Genomic DNA, 14249 nt, shown 5'->3' with positions numbered 1-14249 from the left:
GATGATACCGGCAGCGCGCCCGATGCGGCGCGGAACGATGTCAGCCCCCACGGGACATCCGAGGACACCCCATGTCGAAGCCGGCGCCCGCGCCATCCTGCCCCCCGCCATGACCGACGCCGACACCCTCGGGCCGCGCGACCACCCCTGGGCGCTGGCCGTCCGCCGCGCCTTCCTGCAGACCCTGCCGCTGGTCCTGAGCGGCGCGCTCGCGCTGTTCGCCCTCAACCTGCCCCTGCCGGGCTATCAGGCGGCGATGGACGGCTGGTGGGGGCCGGGCTGGCGCGCCGCGATGCAGGACGTCTGGCAGGCGAGCCTGGGCCTGCTGTCGATCGCCGTGGCCTTTGCCACCAGCCACGCCCTGGCCAGCCTGGCCGGCGCCCGACAGCGCATCGACACGAGCCCGGTGGCGGTGGCCCTGATCGCCCTGTGCTGCTATTTCATCCTGGAGCTGCCGGGCAAGGGCCTGCTGGGCAGCGGGCTGGCGGTGCCCCGGGGGGTGTTCCTGTCGGTGGTGGTGAGCATCGCCGCCACCGAGCTGGTGCTGCGGCTGCGGCGGCTGCCCGGGCTCGACCTGAGCCGGCTGGCCGAGGCCGACTCCGAGCTGCCGGCGGTCCTCCGGTCGGTGCTGCCGGGCATGCTCACCATCGGCCTGTTCTTCCTGATCCAGCACGCCCTGATCGCCCCCTACGCCCGGTCGGCCGACGCCATCGCCGACCGCAGCCTGGGCTGGATCTTCCAGCTGTCCGACGACCCGCTGGTGCGCACCCTGCTGTTCGCGGTGCTGGTGCACCTGCTGTGGTTCGTCGGCGTCCACGGCAACAACGCGCTGGAGCCCTTCTACCGCGACTACCTCGTGCCGGCGAGCGAGGCCAACATCCACGCGCTGCAGGCCGGGCAGGCGCCGCCCGAGATCGTCACCAACGCCTTCGTGGATACCTTCGTGCTGCTGGGCGGCTCGGGGGCCACGATCGGCCTGCTGATCCCGCTGCTGGCGGTGAGCCGGGGCAGCCGCCGGCGCCTGGCCTGGCTGGCCGCCCCGCCCGCGCTGTTCAACATCAACGAGATCCTGATCTTCGGGCTGCCCATCGTCTTCAACCCGGCGCTGCTGACGCCCTTCCTGCTGGCGCCGGTGGTGAGCCTGCTGGTGGCCTACGGCGCGGTGGCGGCGGGGCTCGTGCCGGTCAACAGCGGCCACGTGATCTGGACCACGCCCCTGCTGCTCAACGCCTGGCTGGCCACCGGCGCGTGGACGGGCGTGGCCTTGCAGCTGGTCAACATCGGCCTGTGTTCGGCCCTCTATCTGCCCTTCGTGCGCCGCAACGACCGCCGCCAGCGCGACCGCACCCGGGACGCCTTCGGGCGGCTGATCGCGTCGATGCAGGGCATGCTGGTGCAGCCGGGCCCGCAGCTGCTGATGCGCACCGACGGGATCGGCAGCCTGGCCCGCAGCCTGGCGGCCCGGCTCGACCACGACCTGCGCGCGGGCCGCGTCCACCTGGCCTACCAGCCCAAGCTCGACCTGGCCGGCGCGGTGAGCGGCGTGGAAGCCCTGCTGCGCTGGGATCACCCCCTGCTGGGGCAGGTGCCGGCCCACGTGGCGATGGCCATCGTCGAGGACGCCGGCAAGATCGACGCGGTGGGCGACTGGGTGCTCGAGACCGCCTGCCGCCAGTTGCGCCAGTGGCACGACGCCGGGCTGACGGGCCTCGAGATGGCGGTGAATGTGTCGCCCCTGCAGCTCGAAGACCCAGGCTTCGCCGGGCGGGTGGCGCACTGCCTGACCCGCCACCGGCTGACGCCGGGCGAGCTGCAGATCGAGATCACCGAAGGCCACCTGGTGAGCAGCAGCGACACCTCGGCCCGCAACCTGTCGGCCCTGGGCGAGCTGGGGGTGAAGCTGGCGATGGACGACTTCGGGATGGGCTACAGCTCGCTGCTGTACATGCGGCGCTTCCGGATCGACGCGATCAAGCTGGACGGATCGCTGACCCGGGAGGCGCTGCACAACGCCAGCTGCCGCGAGATCATCGCCAGCGTGGGCCAGCTGTGCCGCAGCCAGCACGTGCAGATGGTGGCCGAATACGTGGAGACCCAGGACCAGCGGGATTTGCTGGCGAGCCTGGGTTGCGACGGCTTTCAGGGCTGGCTGTACAGCCCGGCGCTGGGCCCGGAGACCTGCCGTGCCTTCGTGGAGGCCCGGCGGGCGGCCACCCGGCCAGCCCCCCGGGCCACCGCCTGAGCGCCGCCGGCGGGCTTACTCGATGCCCTGGCTGGCGAGGTATTCCTCGTAGGTGCCGCGGTAGTCGACGATGTCGCCGGGGCCACGGATCTCGAGGATGCGGGTGGCGATGGACGACACGAAGGCCCGGTCGTGGGAGACGAAGAACAGCGTGCCGCCGAAATCCGCGATGCCCGAGTTGAGGGATTCGATGGATTCCATGTCCATGTGGTTGGTGGGCTCGTCCAGCAGCAGCACGTTCTTGCGCTGGAGCATCAGCTTGCCGAACAGCATCCGGCCCTGCTCGCCGCCGGAGATCACCTTGACCGACTTCTTCACGTCGTCGCCCTTGAAGAGCAGCCGGCCAAGCGTGCCGCGGATCAGGGTCTCGGCGTCGTCGCCCTCGTAGCCGCCCTCGCGCACGTAGCCGCTGATCCAGTCGGTGAGGTTCTCCCCGCTGGCGAAGTCATCGGCGTGGTCCTGCGCGTAGTAGCCCAGCTTGGCCTTCTCGGCCCACTTGACGGTGCCGTACTGGGGCGCCAGGCCGTGCAGGCCGGGGCCGACCAGCAGCTTGAGCAGGGTCGTCTTGCCGATGCCGTTCTCGCCGATGATCGCGATGCGGTCGTTGGCGTCGGCGGTGAAGGTGAAGTTCTTGATGATCGGCTTGGCCGGATCGTAGCCGAAGGTGAGATTCTCGATCTCGACGGCCTGACGGTGCAGCTTCTCCTTCTCGTCGTAGTCGAAGCGGATCCACGGGTACTGCCGGGACGAGGGCTTGAACTCCTCGATCTTGATCTTCTCGATCTGCTTGGCGCGGCTGGTGGCCTGACGGGCCTTGGACTTGTTGGCCGAGAAGCGGCGCACGAACTCCTGCAGCTCCTGAACCTTCTCCTTGGCCTTCTGGTTGGCGGCCGACTGGCGCTCGCGGGCCTGGGTGGAGGCCTCGATGTAGTCGTCCCAGGTGCCCGGCCACACCTGGATGCGGCCGTAGTCCAGATCCGCCATGTGGGTGCACACCTGGTTCAGGAAGTGGCGGTCGTGGGAGATGATGATCATGGTGGAGTTGCGCTCGTTGAGCACGTTCTCCAGCCAGCGGATGGTGTTGATGTCGAGGTTGTTGGTCGGTTCGTCGAGCAGCAGGATGTCCGGGTTGGCGAACAGGGCCTGGGCCAGCAGCACCCGCAGCTTCCAGCCGGGGGCGACCTCGCGCATCGGGCCGTTGTGCTGCTCGGTGGGGATGCCGACACCGTGGAGCAGTTCGCCGGCGCGGGCCTCGGCGGTGTAGCCGTCGTACTCGGCGAAGTGGCCTTCCAGCTCGGCCGCCTTCATGTAGTCCTCTTCGGTGGCCTCCGGGTTGGCGTAGATGGCGTCCTTCTCCTGCATGCACGCCCACATCTCCGCGTGGCCCTGCATCACCACGTCGAGCACGCGCACGTCTTCGTAGGCAAACTGATCCTGTTTCAGGAAGGCCATCCGCTCGCCGCTGTCGAGGGCCACGTTGCCGGCGGTGGGCTCCAGCACGCCGGCCAGGATCTTCATGAAGGTGGACTTGCCGGCCCCGTTGGCGCCGATCAGGCCGTAGCGGTTGCCGTCGCCGAACTTGACGGAGACGTTCTCGAAAAGGGGCTTGGCCCCGAACTGCATGGTGATGTTGTTGGCGATGAGCACGACACGAATTCCTTAAATTCCGGCGGTCGCCGGAGGGCGACGCGGGCAAAACAAAGGCGCCGGCACGAGGCCGGCGCAGCTTGTCCGAAATTTATCATGTCTTTCAAGCACCTGAGAAGTTTTCTCAGTGCCCGCCACGGGCGTCGGCTCAGACCAGCGACGGCCCCGACACGATGGCGGCCGCGTCGGCCTCGGTGATGCGGATCGTCGCGGTGGAGATGACGTGCAGGGTCAGCCACTCGTGCAGGCGCTCGGTGGCATCGCGGGACAGCGCGACGAAGCGGCAGCCCATCAGCCCGCCATCCATCGCAAGCACGAAGTTCACCGTCTCCGCCATGCCGCGGATGACGTCGGGAATCCCTTCCAGCTCCAGCACGAAGGGGAAGGCCTCGGGCTCGGCCAGGGGCGACCCCCAGGGCACGCTGAAGCCCTCCAGCGAAAGGTCGTTGACCGGCAGCCGCTCGCCGTCGATCACCACCCAGAAACACACCTGACCCCAGCGCTTCGCCACGAAACGCTGGCGTTTGCGGCGCTCACCGCGCGGAACGGCGGCGGTCGCGCTTGCAGTCTGAAGCTCCATCAAGGCAAATCCTCCAAAATCTCTTGTCCGACAGACAAACGCCAAAATACAACAAAAACAAAAAACACACGACTATTTTGCGATAAATGCCAATTCTTTGGCACACAGCAAAGATCGATACGTATTTTTCGCCTTACCCGGTGCGGATACACAGTTGTTCACGGTTAGCTGTCGGGAATTTTTACAAATGGATTCAACCCCGCGTGACAAAAAGCTCAACTTGTTGATTTATATAATCTACCCCAAAGCGGGCATGCGACTTGCTCAGAATGAGGCAGCAGTTGGGATCGCCCCCATTGCCAAATATTTTTGTCGATTTTCAATCTGGAGCTTCACATGAAAAAACTGCTCGCCCTCGCGCTGGTTGCCGCTGCCGGCACCGCTCACGCCTACACCATCGACGCCACCGTTAACTGGGCTGGCTACACCGGCACCCTGGCGGCCACCGGCGCCTCCGGCACCCTCTCCCTCAACCAGCTGCTGAACGACGCCGTCCTGCCGTCCGTCTCCAACAAGACCAGCTTCGGCATCAACTTCAACATCGCCGCCGCTCCCGTCGTCGCCGGCTACACCTTCGACCACATCGAATGGCAAGCCTACGGCAACACCTTCGCCGGCGGCTCCGCCACCAGCACCAACCCGAGCGGCTCGCTGATCGAAGACCTGTCCTCCAACACCCGCCTGCGTGTTGGCACCGCCTGGGGCGGCAGCCAGATCGGCTCCATCGTCTCCACCGCCATCGGCAGCTTCACCGGCGACCTGCACGTCGTCAGCTCCGGCGCCACCCTGGCCCTGGGCGACGACAGCGACGTCCTGAGCACCGGCTGGATCGCCAACAACGCCCTGTCGATCTTCGCGCTGGCCTCCGCCGCCAACACCTTCACCTCCGACGGCAACGCCGACGCCTCCTTCTCCAACTACGCGAACGTCGGCGCTCAAGCCCGCTACGTTTACACCCAGGATCCGGTCACCGTTCCGGAACCCACCTCCATGGCCCTGATCGGCCTGGGCGCGCTGGGCCTGGCTGCTGCCCGTCGCCGCAAGTAATCTGCCTCGCTCTCCCGGCTTCGGCCGGGATGCGCTGCAAAGCAAAAAAGCCACCGCAAGGTGGCTTTTTTGTGTCCGGCTTCCGGCGGGTGGAGCGCCGGTCAGGCGTCGTCCATCGCCGCGGAGGTGTACACCGCCTGCACGTCGTCGAGGGATTCCAGCGCGTCGAGCAGCTTCTGCATGCGCAGCGCGTCGTCGCCGGCGAGTTCGGTGTCGTTGAGGGGCTTCATGGTGACTTCGCCGAACTCGGCGGTGAAGCCGGCCTTCTCCAGCGCCTCCTTCACCTCGCCGAACTGGTACGGGTCGGTCATCACCTCGATGGAGCCGTCGTCGTTGGGCACCACGTCGTCGGCGCCGGCTTCGAGGGCGGCTTCCATCAGCGCGTCTTCCGACGTGCCCGGGGCGAACAGCAGCTGGCCGCAGTGCTTGAACTGGAAGGCCACGCAGCCGTCGGTGCCCATGTTGCCGCCGTACTTGTTGAAGGCATGACGCACGTCGGCCACGGTGCGGGTCTTGTTGTCGGTGAGGCAATCGACCATCACCGCCGCGCCGCCGATGCCGTAGCCCTCGTAGCGGGCTTCCTCGTAGGTGACGCCTTCCAGCTCGCCGGTGCCCTTCTTGACGGCGCGGTCGATGTTGTCGGCCGGCATGTTCACCGCCTTGGCGCGATCCACCGCCAGACGCAGGCGCGGGTTGAAGGCGGCGTCGCCCCCACCCATGCGTGCCGCAACCGTGATTTCCTTGGCCAGCCGGGAGAAGACCCGACCGCGCTTTTCATCCTGCCGGCCCTTGCGGTGCTGGATATTGGCCCACTTGGAATGACCCGCCATGATTCTGTGTCCTTGGTTTGCAACGAAAAACGGCGATTTTACCCCGCCGCCCGAAGTTCGCGCAGCCCGCGCTTGCCGCGGATCAATTCGGCGAGGCTTTTTCGGGCGTGGCCGGGCGGATTTCATGCCCCTGGCGGGTAGTTGGCCGATAATTGCCCGCTGAACCCATTTTGCCCACCCGGAGGATTCCATGACCGCGCCCCTCATCATCGCCAAGTCGAAAGACAAGGAGATCGCCCTGCTGCCCCAGCTGGCCAACCGCCACGGCCTCATCACCGGCGCCACCGGCACCGGCAAGACGGTCACGCTGCAGAAGATGGCCGAATCCTTTGCCGGCATCGGCGTGCCGGTGTTCATGGCCGACGTGAAGGGCGACCTGTCGGGCATCGGCGCGGCGGGCGTCGAGTCGCCCAAGCTCAAGGAGCGCCTGGCGGCCCTGGGCATCGCCGAATTCACCCCGCGGGCCAACACCGCGGTGTTCTGGGACGTCTTCGGCGAGGCCGGCCACCCGGTGCGCGCCACGGTATCCGACATGGGCCCGATGCTGCTGGCGCGGCTGCTCAACCTCAACGACACCCAGGCCGGCGTGCTGCAGCTGGTGTTCAAGATCGCCGACGACCAGGGCCTGCTCATCATCGACCTGAAGGATCTGCGCGCCACCCTGCAGTACGTGGGCGACAACGCCAAGGATTTCACCACCGAGTACGGCAACATCTCCGCTGCGTCCATCGGCGCCATCCAGCGCGGGCTGCTGGCCATCGAATCCCAGGGCGGCGACAAGTTCTTCGGCGAGCCGATGCTCGACATCGCCGACCTCATCCAGACGGACGCCGACGGCCGTGGGGTCATCAACATCCTCGCCGCCGACAAGCTCTACAACTCGCCCAAGCTCTACTCCACCTTCCTGCTGTGGATGCTGGCCGAACTCTTCGAGCAGCTCCCGGAAGTGGGCGACCTGGACAAGCCCAAGCTGGTGTTCTTCTTCGACGAGGCCCACCTGCTCTTCAACGAGGCGCCCAAGGCCCTGCTGGAGAAGATCGAGCAGGTGGTGCGGCTGATCCGCTCCAAGGGCGTGGGCATCTACTTCGTCACCCAGAACCCGCTGGACGTGCCCGAGACGGTGCTTGGCCAGCTGGGCAACCGGGTGCAGCACGCCCTGCGCGCCTTCACCCCGCGCGACCAGAAGGCGGTGAAGACCGCCGCCGAAACCATGCGCGCCAACCCCGAGTTCGACGCCGCCACCGTCATCACCGAGCTGGGCGTGGGCGAGGCGCTGATCTCCTTCCTCGACGAGAAGGGCCGCCCGCACATGGTGGAGCGCGGCTTCATCGTCGCCCCGGGCTCGCGCCTGGGGCCGCTCACCGCCGCCGAACGCAAGGCCGCCATCGAGGGCTCGGTGATCTACGGGCACTACGAGGAGATCATCGACCGCGAATCCGCCTTCGAGAAGCTGCGCGGCGGCGCGGCCCCGGCCGGCAACGGCGCTGGCGCAGCCCCGGCGCCGGCCCCGCAGGAGGAGGAAGGCGGCGGGTTGCTGGGCGGGCTGTCCGGCATCCTCTTCGGCACCACCGGGCCGCGCGGCGGCCGTCACCCCGGCCTGGCGGAGACCGCCGCCCGCAGCGTGGCCCGCACGGTGGGCTCCACCATCGGCCGCGAGATCGTGCGCGGCGTGCTGGGGTCGATTCTGGGCGGAGGCGGCCGCCGCCGCTAATCCCTCCGGGGCCAGCCCGCCTCGCCCCACCGGCCCGACCCCTCGCCCGCAAGGCAAAAAGCCTTGCGGACGAGGCTTTTTGCAGCACCGCCGTGGCCCTGGGGCCTTGCGGGCAAGGCCGCGAGCCCTGCGCGCAAATCCTTGGGCCTTGGCGGCGACGCTATTTGCCGCAAGGGGGTTGCCCGGCAGCCTTGCCGGCAAGGCTTTTTGCATCGACCGCAAGGCTTTTTGCCTTGCGCACAAGGCTCGACGCCAGAACCGCGCGGCAATTTGCAGTGCCCGCGCAGCCCGGAGGCTTGCCCGCCCCCTTGAACGCTCAGGCCCACACGCCCAAGGCCACCAGCTGCTTCGTCGCCGCCTCGCTCCAGCCCCGGTTGGCCGCCGGGCTGGCCGGGCTGGGGTGGAGCACGCGGCCAAACTTCACCGGCAACCCCACCAGCGCCTCGCGGGCGCGCTGTTCGGCCCAGGCGCCCACGCCGATCACCCAGTCGGGCGCGAGCGTCGCCACCACCGCCCGCAGATGCGCGTCGCAGGCCGCCAGCAGCGGGCCCTGCTCGGCCACCGGCAGCTTGTCGGGGGTGAGGTTACGGCCGTGGTCGAAGAAGGCCAGCGGGCAGTAGTTGGCCACGAAGTGATCGGCAAAGAAGGCCTCGGCGCTGCCGAAGCGCTCGGCAAACAGGCCCCACAGGCGCCGCCCGCTCACCTCGGAGCGCGGGCAGGCGAAGCCCTCGATGGGACGCTTGGGGTTCTCGATGGCGGGCTTGCCCACCGCCGCCTCGATGCCCATCCAGTCGCGCACCGCGGCGATCTCGCCAAAGGGCACGCCGGTCTGCACCATGCCGAAGGGGCCGGGGTTCATGCCCACGAAGATCGCCTTCTTCCGCCCCTGGCCAAAGCGCTGCAGGTACAGGGCGTTGGGTGCCCAGGCGTAGTCGAGGGGGTTGTACACATGGCTGACCGGCGCGGCGAAGCGCATCGGGTCGAGGGTGTCGCACAGGCGGCGGGCGGCGGATTCGAGGGGCGTCATGGTGAGCATCGATGGGAAATCAGGCGGCGGCCGGCGTCTCGCGCCACGGCGCCACCTTGAACAGCAGCAGCATGCCGGGCACCGCCAGCACGCCGCACAGCAGGAAGAAGTCGAACCAGCCGAAGTATTCCACCAGCCAGCCGGCCGAGGCGTTGATGAAGGTGCGCGGCACCGCCATCAGGCTGGTGAATAGCGCCAGCTGGGTGGCGGTGTAGGCCGGGTGGGTGGTGCGCGCCATGTAGGCCACGAAGGCCGTGGTGCCCAGGCCCACGCCCAGCGCCTCCAGCCCGATCACCGCCGCCAGCACGCCCAGGCGGCCGGCGTCGGCCTCGGCCGGGCCCAGCCAGGCCAGCCACGCAAAACCGTAGATCGCCAGCCACTGCACCACGCCGAACACCCACAGGGCCCGGTTGATGCCCAGCTTCACCATCCACAGCCCGCCCAGGATGCCGCCGATCACGCTGGGCCACAGGCCGGCGTTCTTGGCGACGAGGCCGATCTCGGTCTTGGAGAAGCCCATGTCGAGGTAAAAGGGCGTGGCGAGCGCGGTGCACAGCGAATCGCCCAGCTTGTAGAGAAAGATGAAGCCCAGCACCACCAGCGCCGACCGCACGCCGTGGCGGCCGAAGAACTCCCGGAACGGCTCCACCACCGCGTCGCGCAGGGTGCGCGGGGCGCCCTGGGCGGCGGCCGGCTCCTTCACCAGCAGCGTCATCGCCAGCCCCGGCGCCATGAACAGCGCGGTCACCAGGAACACCTGCGACCACGGCAGGTGATCGGCCAGCACCAGCGACAGGCTGCCCGGCACCAGTCCGGCCAGCTTGTAGGCGTTCACGTGGATGGCGTTGCCGATGCCCAGCTCGATCTCGGGCAGCAGCTCGCGCCGGTAGGCGTCGAGGACGATGTCGAGGGTGGCCGAGAGAAAGGCGATCAGCGCCGTGAGCCCGATCACCAGCCCGAGCTGGCCGGTGGGCGACAGGGTGCCCAGCCAGGCCACCGCCGCCAGCAGCAGCAGCATGGTGAGCGCCATCCAGCCCCGCCGCCGCCCCAGCAGCGGCAGCGCGAAGCGGTCGAGGAAGGGCGACCAGACGAACTTCCAGGTGTAGGGGAACTGGATCAGCGCAAACGCCCCGATGGCCTTGAGCGACAAGCCCTCGGTCTTCAGCCAGGCCGGCACCAGATTGAGCAGCAGGTAAAGGGGCAGGCCCGACGAGAAACCGGTGAGCACGCAGATCAGCATGCGGCGGTTGGCGAGGGCGCGCCAGGGGGATTCGGTCATGGCGGAGAGGAGAAGACGGGAAGGGTGAGGCAGGCCAGCGCGGGATGATAACAATCGGTTACTTGATCTTGCCGGCGGGCCACCGAAAAATGCGCCGGTCAGGGTGGAAAAATAACGAGGAGACCCGAATGTACACCGTCACCGTCGTGTTCCGGGCAGACCGGGAATACGAATTCCATGTGCACGCCGCAGACGTCGCCGATCTCACCAAAGCCAGCGCCCAGGAATGGCTCCACGAGGAGTTCGACGAGCTGGAGTGCACGCCGAGCAACCCGGTGGGCAAGGTGCTGATGCTCGACGTGATTCTCAACGTGGCCAAGTACGGCGGCGAACAGCGCTTCGCCCAGGGCGGCGAGTGGGCGCGCACCTTCGCCCACTGCGTCGCGGTGGTGCTGGACCGCCCCGCGGTGCGCATCGACGTACCGGGCTTCGTGGTGGGCTGAAGCTCGCGGGCGGTAATCGCCCGCAGCGCCGCCGGCAGGCCTAGAATGGGGGCTGACGACGGCATGTCGGCCGTCGCACGGAACCCCACGCGGCCATGAACCCAGCCTTGAATCGCCCGCCTGTCGCGGCCACGCCGGCCCTCCGCCGGCCGGCCAGCGCGCAGCGCGGCGCGGAGACCCAGCCGTGAGCCGCCCGGCGCCCTGGTGGAAAGGCCCCCGCGGCGAGTGGTACGTGGTGGCCCAGGGGGGCCTCTTCGCGCTGATCCTGTTCGGGCCTTCGTCCGCCCCCGGCCTGCCCGCCTGGCCGCGGGTGCTGGCGTTTCCTGCCCAGGCCGTCGGCGCCATGTTGCTGGCGCTGGGGGTCACCATCTGCGCCGCGGCGGTGCTGCGCCTGGGGCGCAACCTCACCCCCCTGCCCCACCCCCGGGACGACTGCCATCTGGTGGAGACCGGCCCCTACGGCTGGGTCCGCCACCCGATCTACAGCGGCCTGATCCTCGCTGCCTTCGGCTGGGCGCTGATCGCCCAGGGCTGGCTGACCCTGCTGTGGGCGGTGGTGCTGCTGGTGTTCTTCGACATCAAGTCGCGGCGCGAGGAGCGCTGGCTGATGGCCCGCTTCCCGGCCTACGCCAGCTACCGCAAGCGGGTGCGCAAGCTGATCCCGCTCATCTACTGAACGCCTCAGGCAAGCTCGGCGCGGTTGCGCCCGCCCTCCTTGGCCTTGTAGAGGTTGGCGTCGGCGCGGCGGAAGAGCGGCGCCAGCGGGCCCTCCGCCCGCCCGATGTAGGCACCGCCCACCGACAGCGTGACCACCCCCCAGTCGGCATTGCGGATGTGGGGAATCGCCTGCCGCTGCACGGCCTCCACGGTGGCCCGGGCGATCTCGCCCAGCGCCTCGGCCGAACAGCGCGGCAGCATGATCGCGAACTCCTCGCCCCCGTAGCGGGCCGCGAAGGCATCCCGGGCCAGCCGGCGGGCGTTCACCTGCTCGGCCACCTTCGCCAGCGTCGTGGCGATGGCCCGCAGGCAGTCGTCGCCCATCAGGTGGCCGTAGTGGTCGTTGTAGCGCTTGAAGTGATCCACATCCATCATCAGCAGGCCGAAGGGCGCCCCGCTGCGGATGGCGTCGCGCCACTGCTCGTCGAGGCGCCGATCCATGTAGCGGCGGTTGAACAGCCCGGTCAGCCCGTCCTGGCTGGCCTGGGCCTCCAGCTTGCGGTTGGCCAGGGACAGCTCGGCCCGCAGGCTGGCAATGCGCGCCATGGCCTTCATCTTGGCCTGGACAACCCCCTCGGGGGACGACTTGGGGATGAAGTCGTCGCCGCCCGCCTCGATGGCGGTGATGAGGTTCTCCGGGGTGTAGGAGGCGGTGAGGAAGATGATCGGCGTCCACGCCCACTGCTGGGTCGCCTCGAAGGCGCGGATCTGCTTGGCCGCCTCGAAGCCGTTCATCACCGGCATCTCGATGTCCATCAGCACCAGATCGGGCGCCGACGCCTGGAAACGCTCCACCGCGATCTGCCCGTTCTCGGCGATCACCACCTCGTGCCCGAACTCGACGAGCCGCGCGCCGAACACCGTCGCGATGGTTCTGGAATCGTCCACCACCAGAATCCGCATGCCACCTCCCCGCCTCTTCTTATATATAACTTTAGTTATAGTAGCCCGAAAAACTTCCGCATGACGGAATTCACTTTCACGCCGCAGCCCGCCCGCGCAATTGGCCCAGATCAAGGCTCGACGCGGCGGGGCGGCCGATACTGCCGGCGATGGACGCCTCCACCCCGACCCCGCAACCCGCCGGCGGCCCCGCCGCCGCGCCCCCCGGCGATCTCGCGATCTGGTTCTTCATCCTGGCCGAGCTGCTCGCCTTCGGCGTGTTCTTCGCCGCCTACGCCTTCGCGCGGGCCCGCCACGTCGACCTCTTCAACACCATGCAGGCCACCCTCGACCGCCCGGCCGGCGCGGTGAACACCGTGCTGCTCATCACCGGCAGCTGGTGCGTGGCCCGGGCCGTGGAGGCCGTCGGCCGCGCCCGCAGCGCCACCGGCGCCCGCTGGCTGCTGGCCGGCATCGCCTGTGGCGGCGGCTTTCTGGTGGTGAAGGGCTTCGAGTACGGCGCCAAGTTCGGGGCCGGCATCAACCTGTCCACCAACACCTTCTACATGTTCTACCTGTCGCTCACCTTCTTCCACTTCATGCACGTCATCCTCGGGCTGGTGATCCTCGTCGCCCTGTGGTGGAAGACCCGCAGCGGCGACTACGGCCCCCACAACATGAACGGCATCGAGAGCGGCGCGGCCTACTGGCACATGGTGGACCTGGTGTGGATCGTCCTCTTCCCCCTCGTGTACGTGATGCGCTGAGGAGCCCGCCCGATGAACACCCGACAACTCAACCTCGTGCTGGTCGTGCTGCTGCTGGCCACCGTCGCCACCTTCGAGATCGGCGAGCGCGGCGTGGCCGGCACGGCCGCCATGGCGGCACTGCTCGCCATCGGCTTCGTGAAGGGCCGCCTCGTGGTGCTCGACTTCATGGGCCTGCGCGGGGTCAAATTCTTCTGGCGCGGCCTGCTGTTCGGCTGGCTGCTGCTCGTCTCGACGCTGATCGCCGTCGCCTACTGGATCTCCATCCCATGAACGCCCCGATGACCGCCAACACCCCGTTCTACGAAGCCGCCGGCAACGAAGTGGAAGTCTTCGAGCAGGCCTGGAAGAACCGCCTGCCGCTCCTCATCAAGGGCCCCACCGGCGTGGGCAAGACCCGTTTCGTGGCCCACATGGCCGCACGGCTGGGGCTGCCGCTGTACACCGTGGCCTGCCACGACGACCTCACCGCCGCCGATCTGGTCGGCCGCCACCTGCTGGGCGACGGCCAGACCGTGTGGTGCGACGGCCCGCTGACCCGCGCGGTGCGCGAAGGCGGCATCTGCTACCTGGACGAAGTGGTCGAGGCCCGCCGCGACACCACGGTGGTGATCCACCCGCTGGCCGACGACCGCCGCGTGCTGCCCATCGAGCGCACCGGCGAGCTGCTCCACGCGCCCGCCAGCTTCATGCTGGTGATGTCCTACAACCCCGGCTACCAGAACTTCCTGAAGGGCCTGAAGCCCTCCACCCGCCAGCGCTTCATCAGCCTGCGCTTCGAGTTTCCCAGCGCCGCGCGGGAGGAATCCATCCTGCTGGGCGAAGCCGCCTGCGACCCGCTGCTGGCCAAGCAGCTCGTCTCCATCGCCGCCCGCCTGCGCAGCCTGAAGGATGTGGATCTGGAGGAAGTGGTCTCCACCCGCCTGCTGGTGTACGCCGCCAAGCTGGTGAAGGTCGGCCTCGACCCGATCGAAGCCTGCCGCTCGGCCCTGGTGGAAAGCCTCACCGACGACGCCGACGTGGCCGACGCGCTGCTGGAGGTGGTGAGGGCGACGTTCGGGCGGTGATGGCGGGCGG

The 14249-nt window shown here is 68.4% G+C and carries 14 protein-coding genes; 8 read left to right on the top strand and 6 right to left on the bottom strand.

The features are described from left to right. The first annotated feature begins 37 nt into the window (after positions 1 to 37). Complete coding sequence (locus ACE3N6_RS05925; RefSeq protein WP_374244266.1) at positions 38 to 2242, top strand: EAL domain-containing protein; 2205 nt, start codon at positions 38 to 40, stop codon at positions 2240 to 2242. A gap of 15 nt (positions 2243 to 2257) precedes the next feature. On the opposite strand, the gene ACE3N6_RS05920 is transcribed toward ACE3N6_RS05925, so the two are convergent. Both ACE3N6_RS05920 and ACE3N6_RS05915 read right to left on the bottom strand, forming a co-directional pair. Further along, entirely contained in the window at positions 2258 to 3889 is a 1632-nt protein-coding gene (locus ACE3N6_RS05920; RefSeq protein WP_374244265.1) for an ABC-F family ATPase, read from the bottom strand. Between the two features lie 148 nt (positions 3890 to 4037). Beyond that, a complete protein-coding gene (locus ACE3N6_RS05915) occupies positions 4038 to 4469 on the bottom strand; it encodes a PilZ domain-containing protein (RefSeq protein WP_374244264.1) in 432 nt (143 codons plus the stop codon). A 336-nt stretch (positions 4470 to 4805) separates the two neighbouring features. Between ACE3N6_RS05915 and ACE3N6_RS05910 the strand changes: the two genes are divergently transcribed. Continuing rightward, positions 4806 to 5516 carry a PEP-CTERM sorting domain-containing protein gene (locus tag ACE3N6_RS05910; RefSeq protein ID WP_374244263.1) on the top strand — a complete coding sequence of 237 codons (711 nt, stop codon included), beginning with the start codon at positions 4806 to 4808 and terminating at the stop codon, positions 5514 to 5516. A gap of 101 nt (positions 5517 to 5617) precedes the next feature. Here ACE3N6_RS05910 and ACE3N6_RS05905 read toward each other — a convergent pair whose 3' ends face one another. Next, positions 5618 to 6346: a YebC/PmpR family DNA-binding transcriptional regulator gene (locus tag ACE3N6_RS05905; RefSeq protein WP_374244262.1), complete on the bottom strand. Its 729-nt coding sequence runs from the start codon at positions 6344 to 6346 to the stop codon at positions 5618 to 5620. 190 nt (positions 6347 to 6536) lie between these two features. On the opposite strand from ACE3N6_RS05905, the gene ACE3N6_RS05900 reads away from it, so the two are divergent. Beyond that, positions 6537 to 8057 (top strand): helicase HerA-like C-terminal domain-containing protein, encoded by a 1521-nt coding sequence (locus tag ACE3N6_RS05900; RefSeq protein ID WP_374244261.1) that lies wholly within the window; start codon positions 6537 to 6539, stop codon positions 8055 to 8057. 316 nt (positions 8058 to 8373) lie between these two features. On the opposite strand, the gene ACE3N6_RS05895 is transcribed toward ACE3N6_RS05900, so the two are convergent. After that, complete coding sequence (locus tag ACE3N6_RS05895; RefSeq protein WP_374244260.1) at positions 8374 to 9084, bottom strand: uracil-DNA glycosylase family protein; 711 nt, start codon at positions 9082 to 9084, stop codon at positions 8374 to 8376. A gap of 19 nt (positions 9085 to 9103) precedes the next feature. Continuing rightward, the gene (locus ACE3N6_RS05890) at positions 9104 to 10363 is read right to left on the bottom strand and encodes an AmpG family muropeptide MFS transporter (RefSeq protein WP_374244259.1); all 1260 of its coding nucleotides are present in this window, start codon (positions 10361 to 10363) and stop codon (positions 9104 to 9106) included. A 128-nt stretch (positions 10364 to 10491) separates the two neighbouring features. On the opposite strand from ACE3N6_RS05890, the gene ACE3N6_RS05885 reads away from it, so the two are divergent. Both ACE3N6_RS05885 and ACE3N6_RS05880 read left to right on the top strand, forming a co-directional pair. Continuing rightward, entirely contained in the window at positions 10492 to 10806 is a 315-nt protein-coding gene (locus ACE3N6_RS05885) for a hypothetical protein (RefSeq protein WP_374244258.1), read from the top strand. Positions 10807 to 10990: 184 nt separating this feature from the next. Next, complete coding sequence (locus tag ACE3N6_RS05880; protein ID WP_374244257.1) at positions 10991 to 11482, top strand: isoprenylcysteine carboxylmethyltransferase family protein; 492 nt, start codon at positions 10991 to 10993, stop codon at positions 11480 to 11482. 5 nt (positions 11483 to 11487) lie between these two features. On the opposite strand, the gene ACE3N6_RS05875 is transcribed toward ACE3N6_RS05880, so the two are convergent. After that, a complete protein-coding gene (locus tag ACE3N6_RS05875; protein ID WP_374244256.1) occupies positions 11488 to 12411 on the bottom strand; it encodes a diguanylate cyclase domain-containing protein in 924 nt (307 codons plus the stop codon). Positions 12412 to 12575: 164 nt separating this feature from the next. Here ACE3N6_RS05875 and ACE3N6_RS05870 point away from each other — a divergent pair, with 164 nt between their 5' ends. Genes ACE3N6_RS05870 through ACE3N6_RS05860 form a run of 3 tightly spaced genes read left to right on the top strand, consistent with a single transcriptional unit; the run spans position 12576 to position 14239 of the window. After that, complete coding sequence (locus ACE3N6_RS05870) at positions 12576 to 13172, top strand: cytochrome c oxidase subunit 3 family protein (RefSeq protein ID WP_374244255.1); 597 nt, start codon at positions 12576 to 12578, stop codon at positions 13170 to 13172. Between the two features lie 12 nt (positions 13173 to 13184). Continuing rightward, a complete protein-coding gene (locus ACE3N6_RS05865) occupies positions 13185 to 13445 on the top strand; it encodes a cytochrome C oxidase subunit IV family protein (protein WP_374244254.1) in 261 nt (86 codons plus the stop codon). Further along, positions 13442 to 14239 (top strand): CbbQ/NirQ/NorQ/GpvN family protein, encoded by a 798-nt coding sequence (locus tag ACE3N6_RS05860; RefSeq protein WP_374244253.1) that lies wholly within the window; start codon positions 13442 to 13444, stop codon positions 14237 to 14239. The genes ACE3N6_RS05865 and ACE3N6_RS05860 overlap by 4 nt, the downstream gene beginning before the upstream one ends. The last annotated feature ends 10 nt before the right edge of the window (positions 14240 to 14249 follow it).

The sequence above is a fragment of the Zoogloea sp. genome (assembly GCF_041904905.1).
GTDB lineage: Bacteria > Pseudomonadota > Gammaproteobacteria > Burkholderiales > Rhodocyclaceae > Zoogloea.
This window is presented reverse-complemented; position numbering and strand designations above follow the sequence as displayed.

Bases quoted from the DNA above. Each gene is read 5' to 3' on its own strand.
- ACE3N6_RS05925 (WP_374244266.1), top strand. From the start codon at position 38: ATGTCAGCCCCCACGGGACATCCGAGGACACCCCATGTCGAAGCCGGC.
- ACE3N6_RS05915 (WP_374244264.1), bottom strand. From the start codon at position 4,469: ATGGAGCTTCAGACTGCAAGCGCGACCGCCGCCGTTCCGCGCGGTGAG.
- ACE3N6_RS05910 (WP_374244263.1), top strand. From the start codon at position 4,806: ATGAAAAAACTGCTCGCCCTCGCGCTGGTTGCCGCTGCCGGCACCGCT.
- ACE3N6_RS05905 (WP_374244262.1), bottom strand. From the start codon at position 6,346: ATGGCGGGTCATTCCAAGTGGGCCAATATCCAGCACCGCAAGGGCCGG.
- ACE3N6_RS05900 (WP_374244261.1), top strand. From the start codon at position 6,537: ATGACCGCGCCCCTCATCATCGCCAAGTCGAAAGACAAGGAGATCGCC.
- ACE3N6_RS05895 (WP_374244260.1), bottom strand. From the start codon at position 9,084: ATGACGCCCCTCGAATCCGCCGCCCGCCGCCTGTGCGACACCCTCGAC.
- ACE3N6_RS05890 (WP_374244259.1), bottom strand. From the start codon at position 10,363: ATGACCGAATCCCCCTGGCGCGCCCTCGCCAACCGCCGCATGCTGATC.
- ACE3N6_RS05885 (WP_374244258.1), top strand. From the start codon at position 10,492: ATGTACACCGTCACCGTCGTGTTCCGGGCAGACCGGGAATACGAATTC.
- ACE3N6_RS05870 (WP_374244255.1), top strand. From the start codon at position 12,576: ATGGACGCCTCCACCCCGACCCCGCAACCCGCCGGCGGCCCCGCCGCC.
- ACE3N6_RS05865 (WP_374244254.1), top strand. From the start codon at position 13,185: ATGAACACCCGACAACTCAACCTCGTGCTGGTCGTGCTGCTGCTGGCC.
- ACE3N6_RS05860 (WP_374244253.1), top strand. From the start codon at position 13,442: ATGAACGCCCCGATGACCGCCAACACCCCGTTCTACGAAGCCGCCGGC.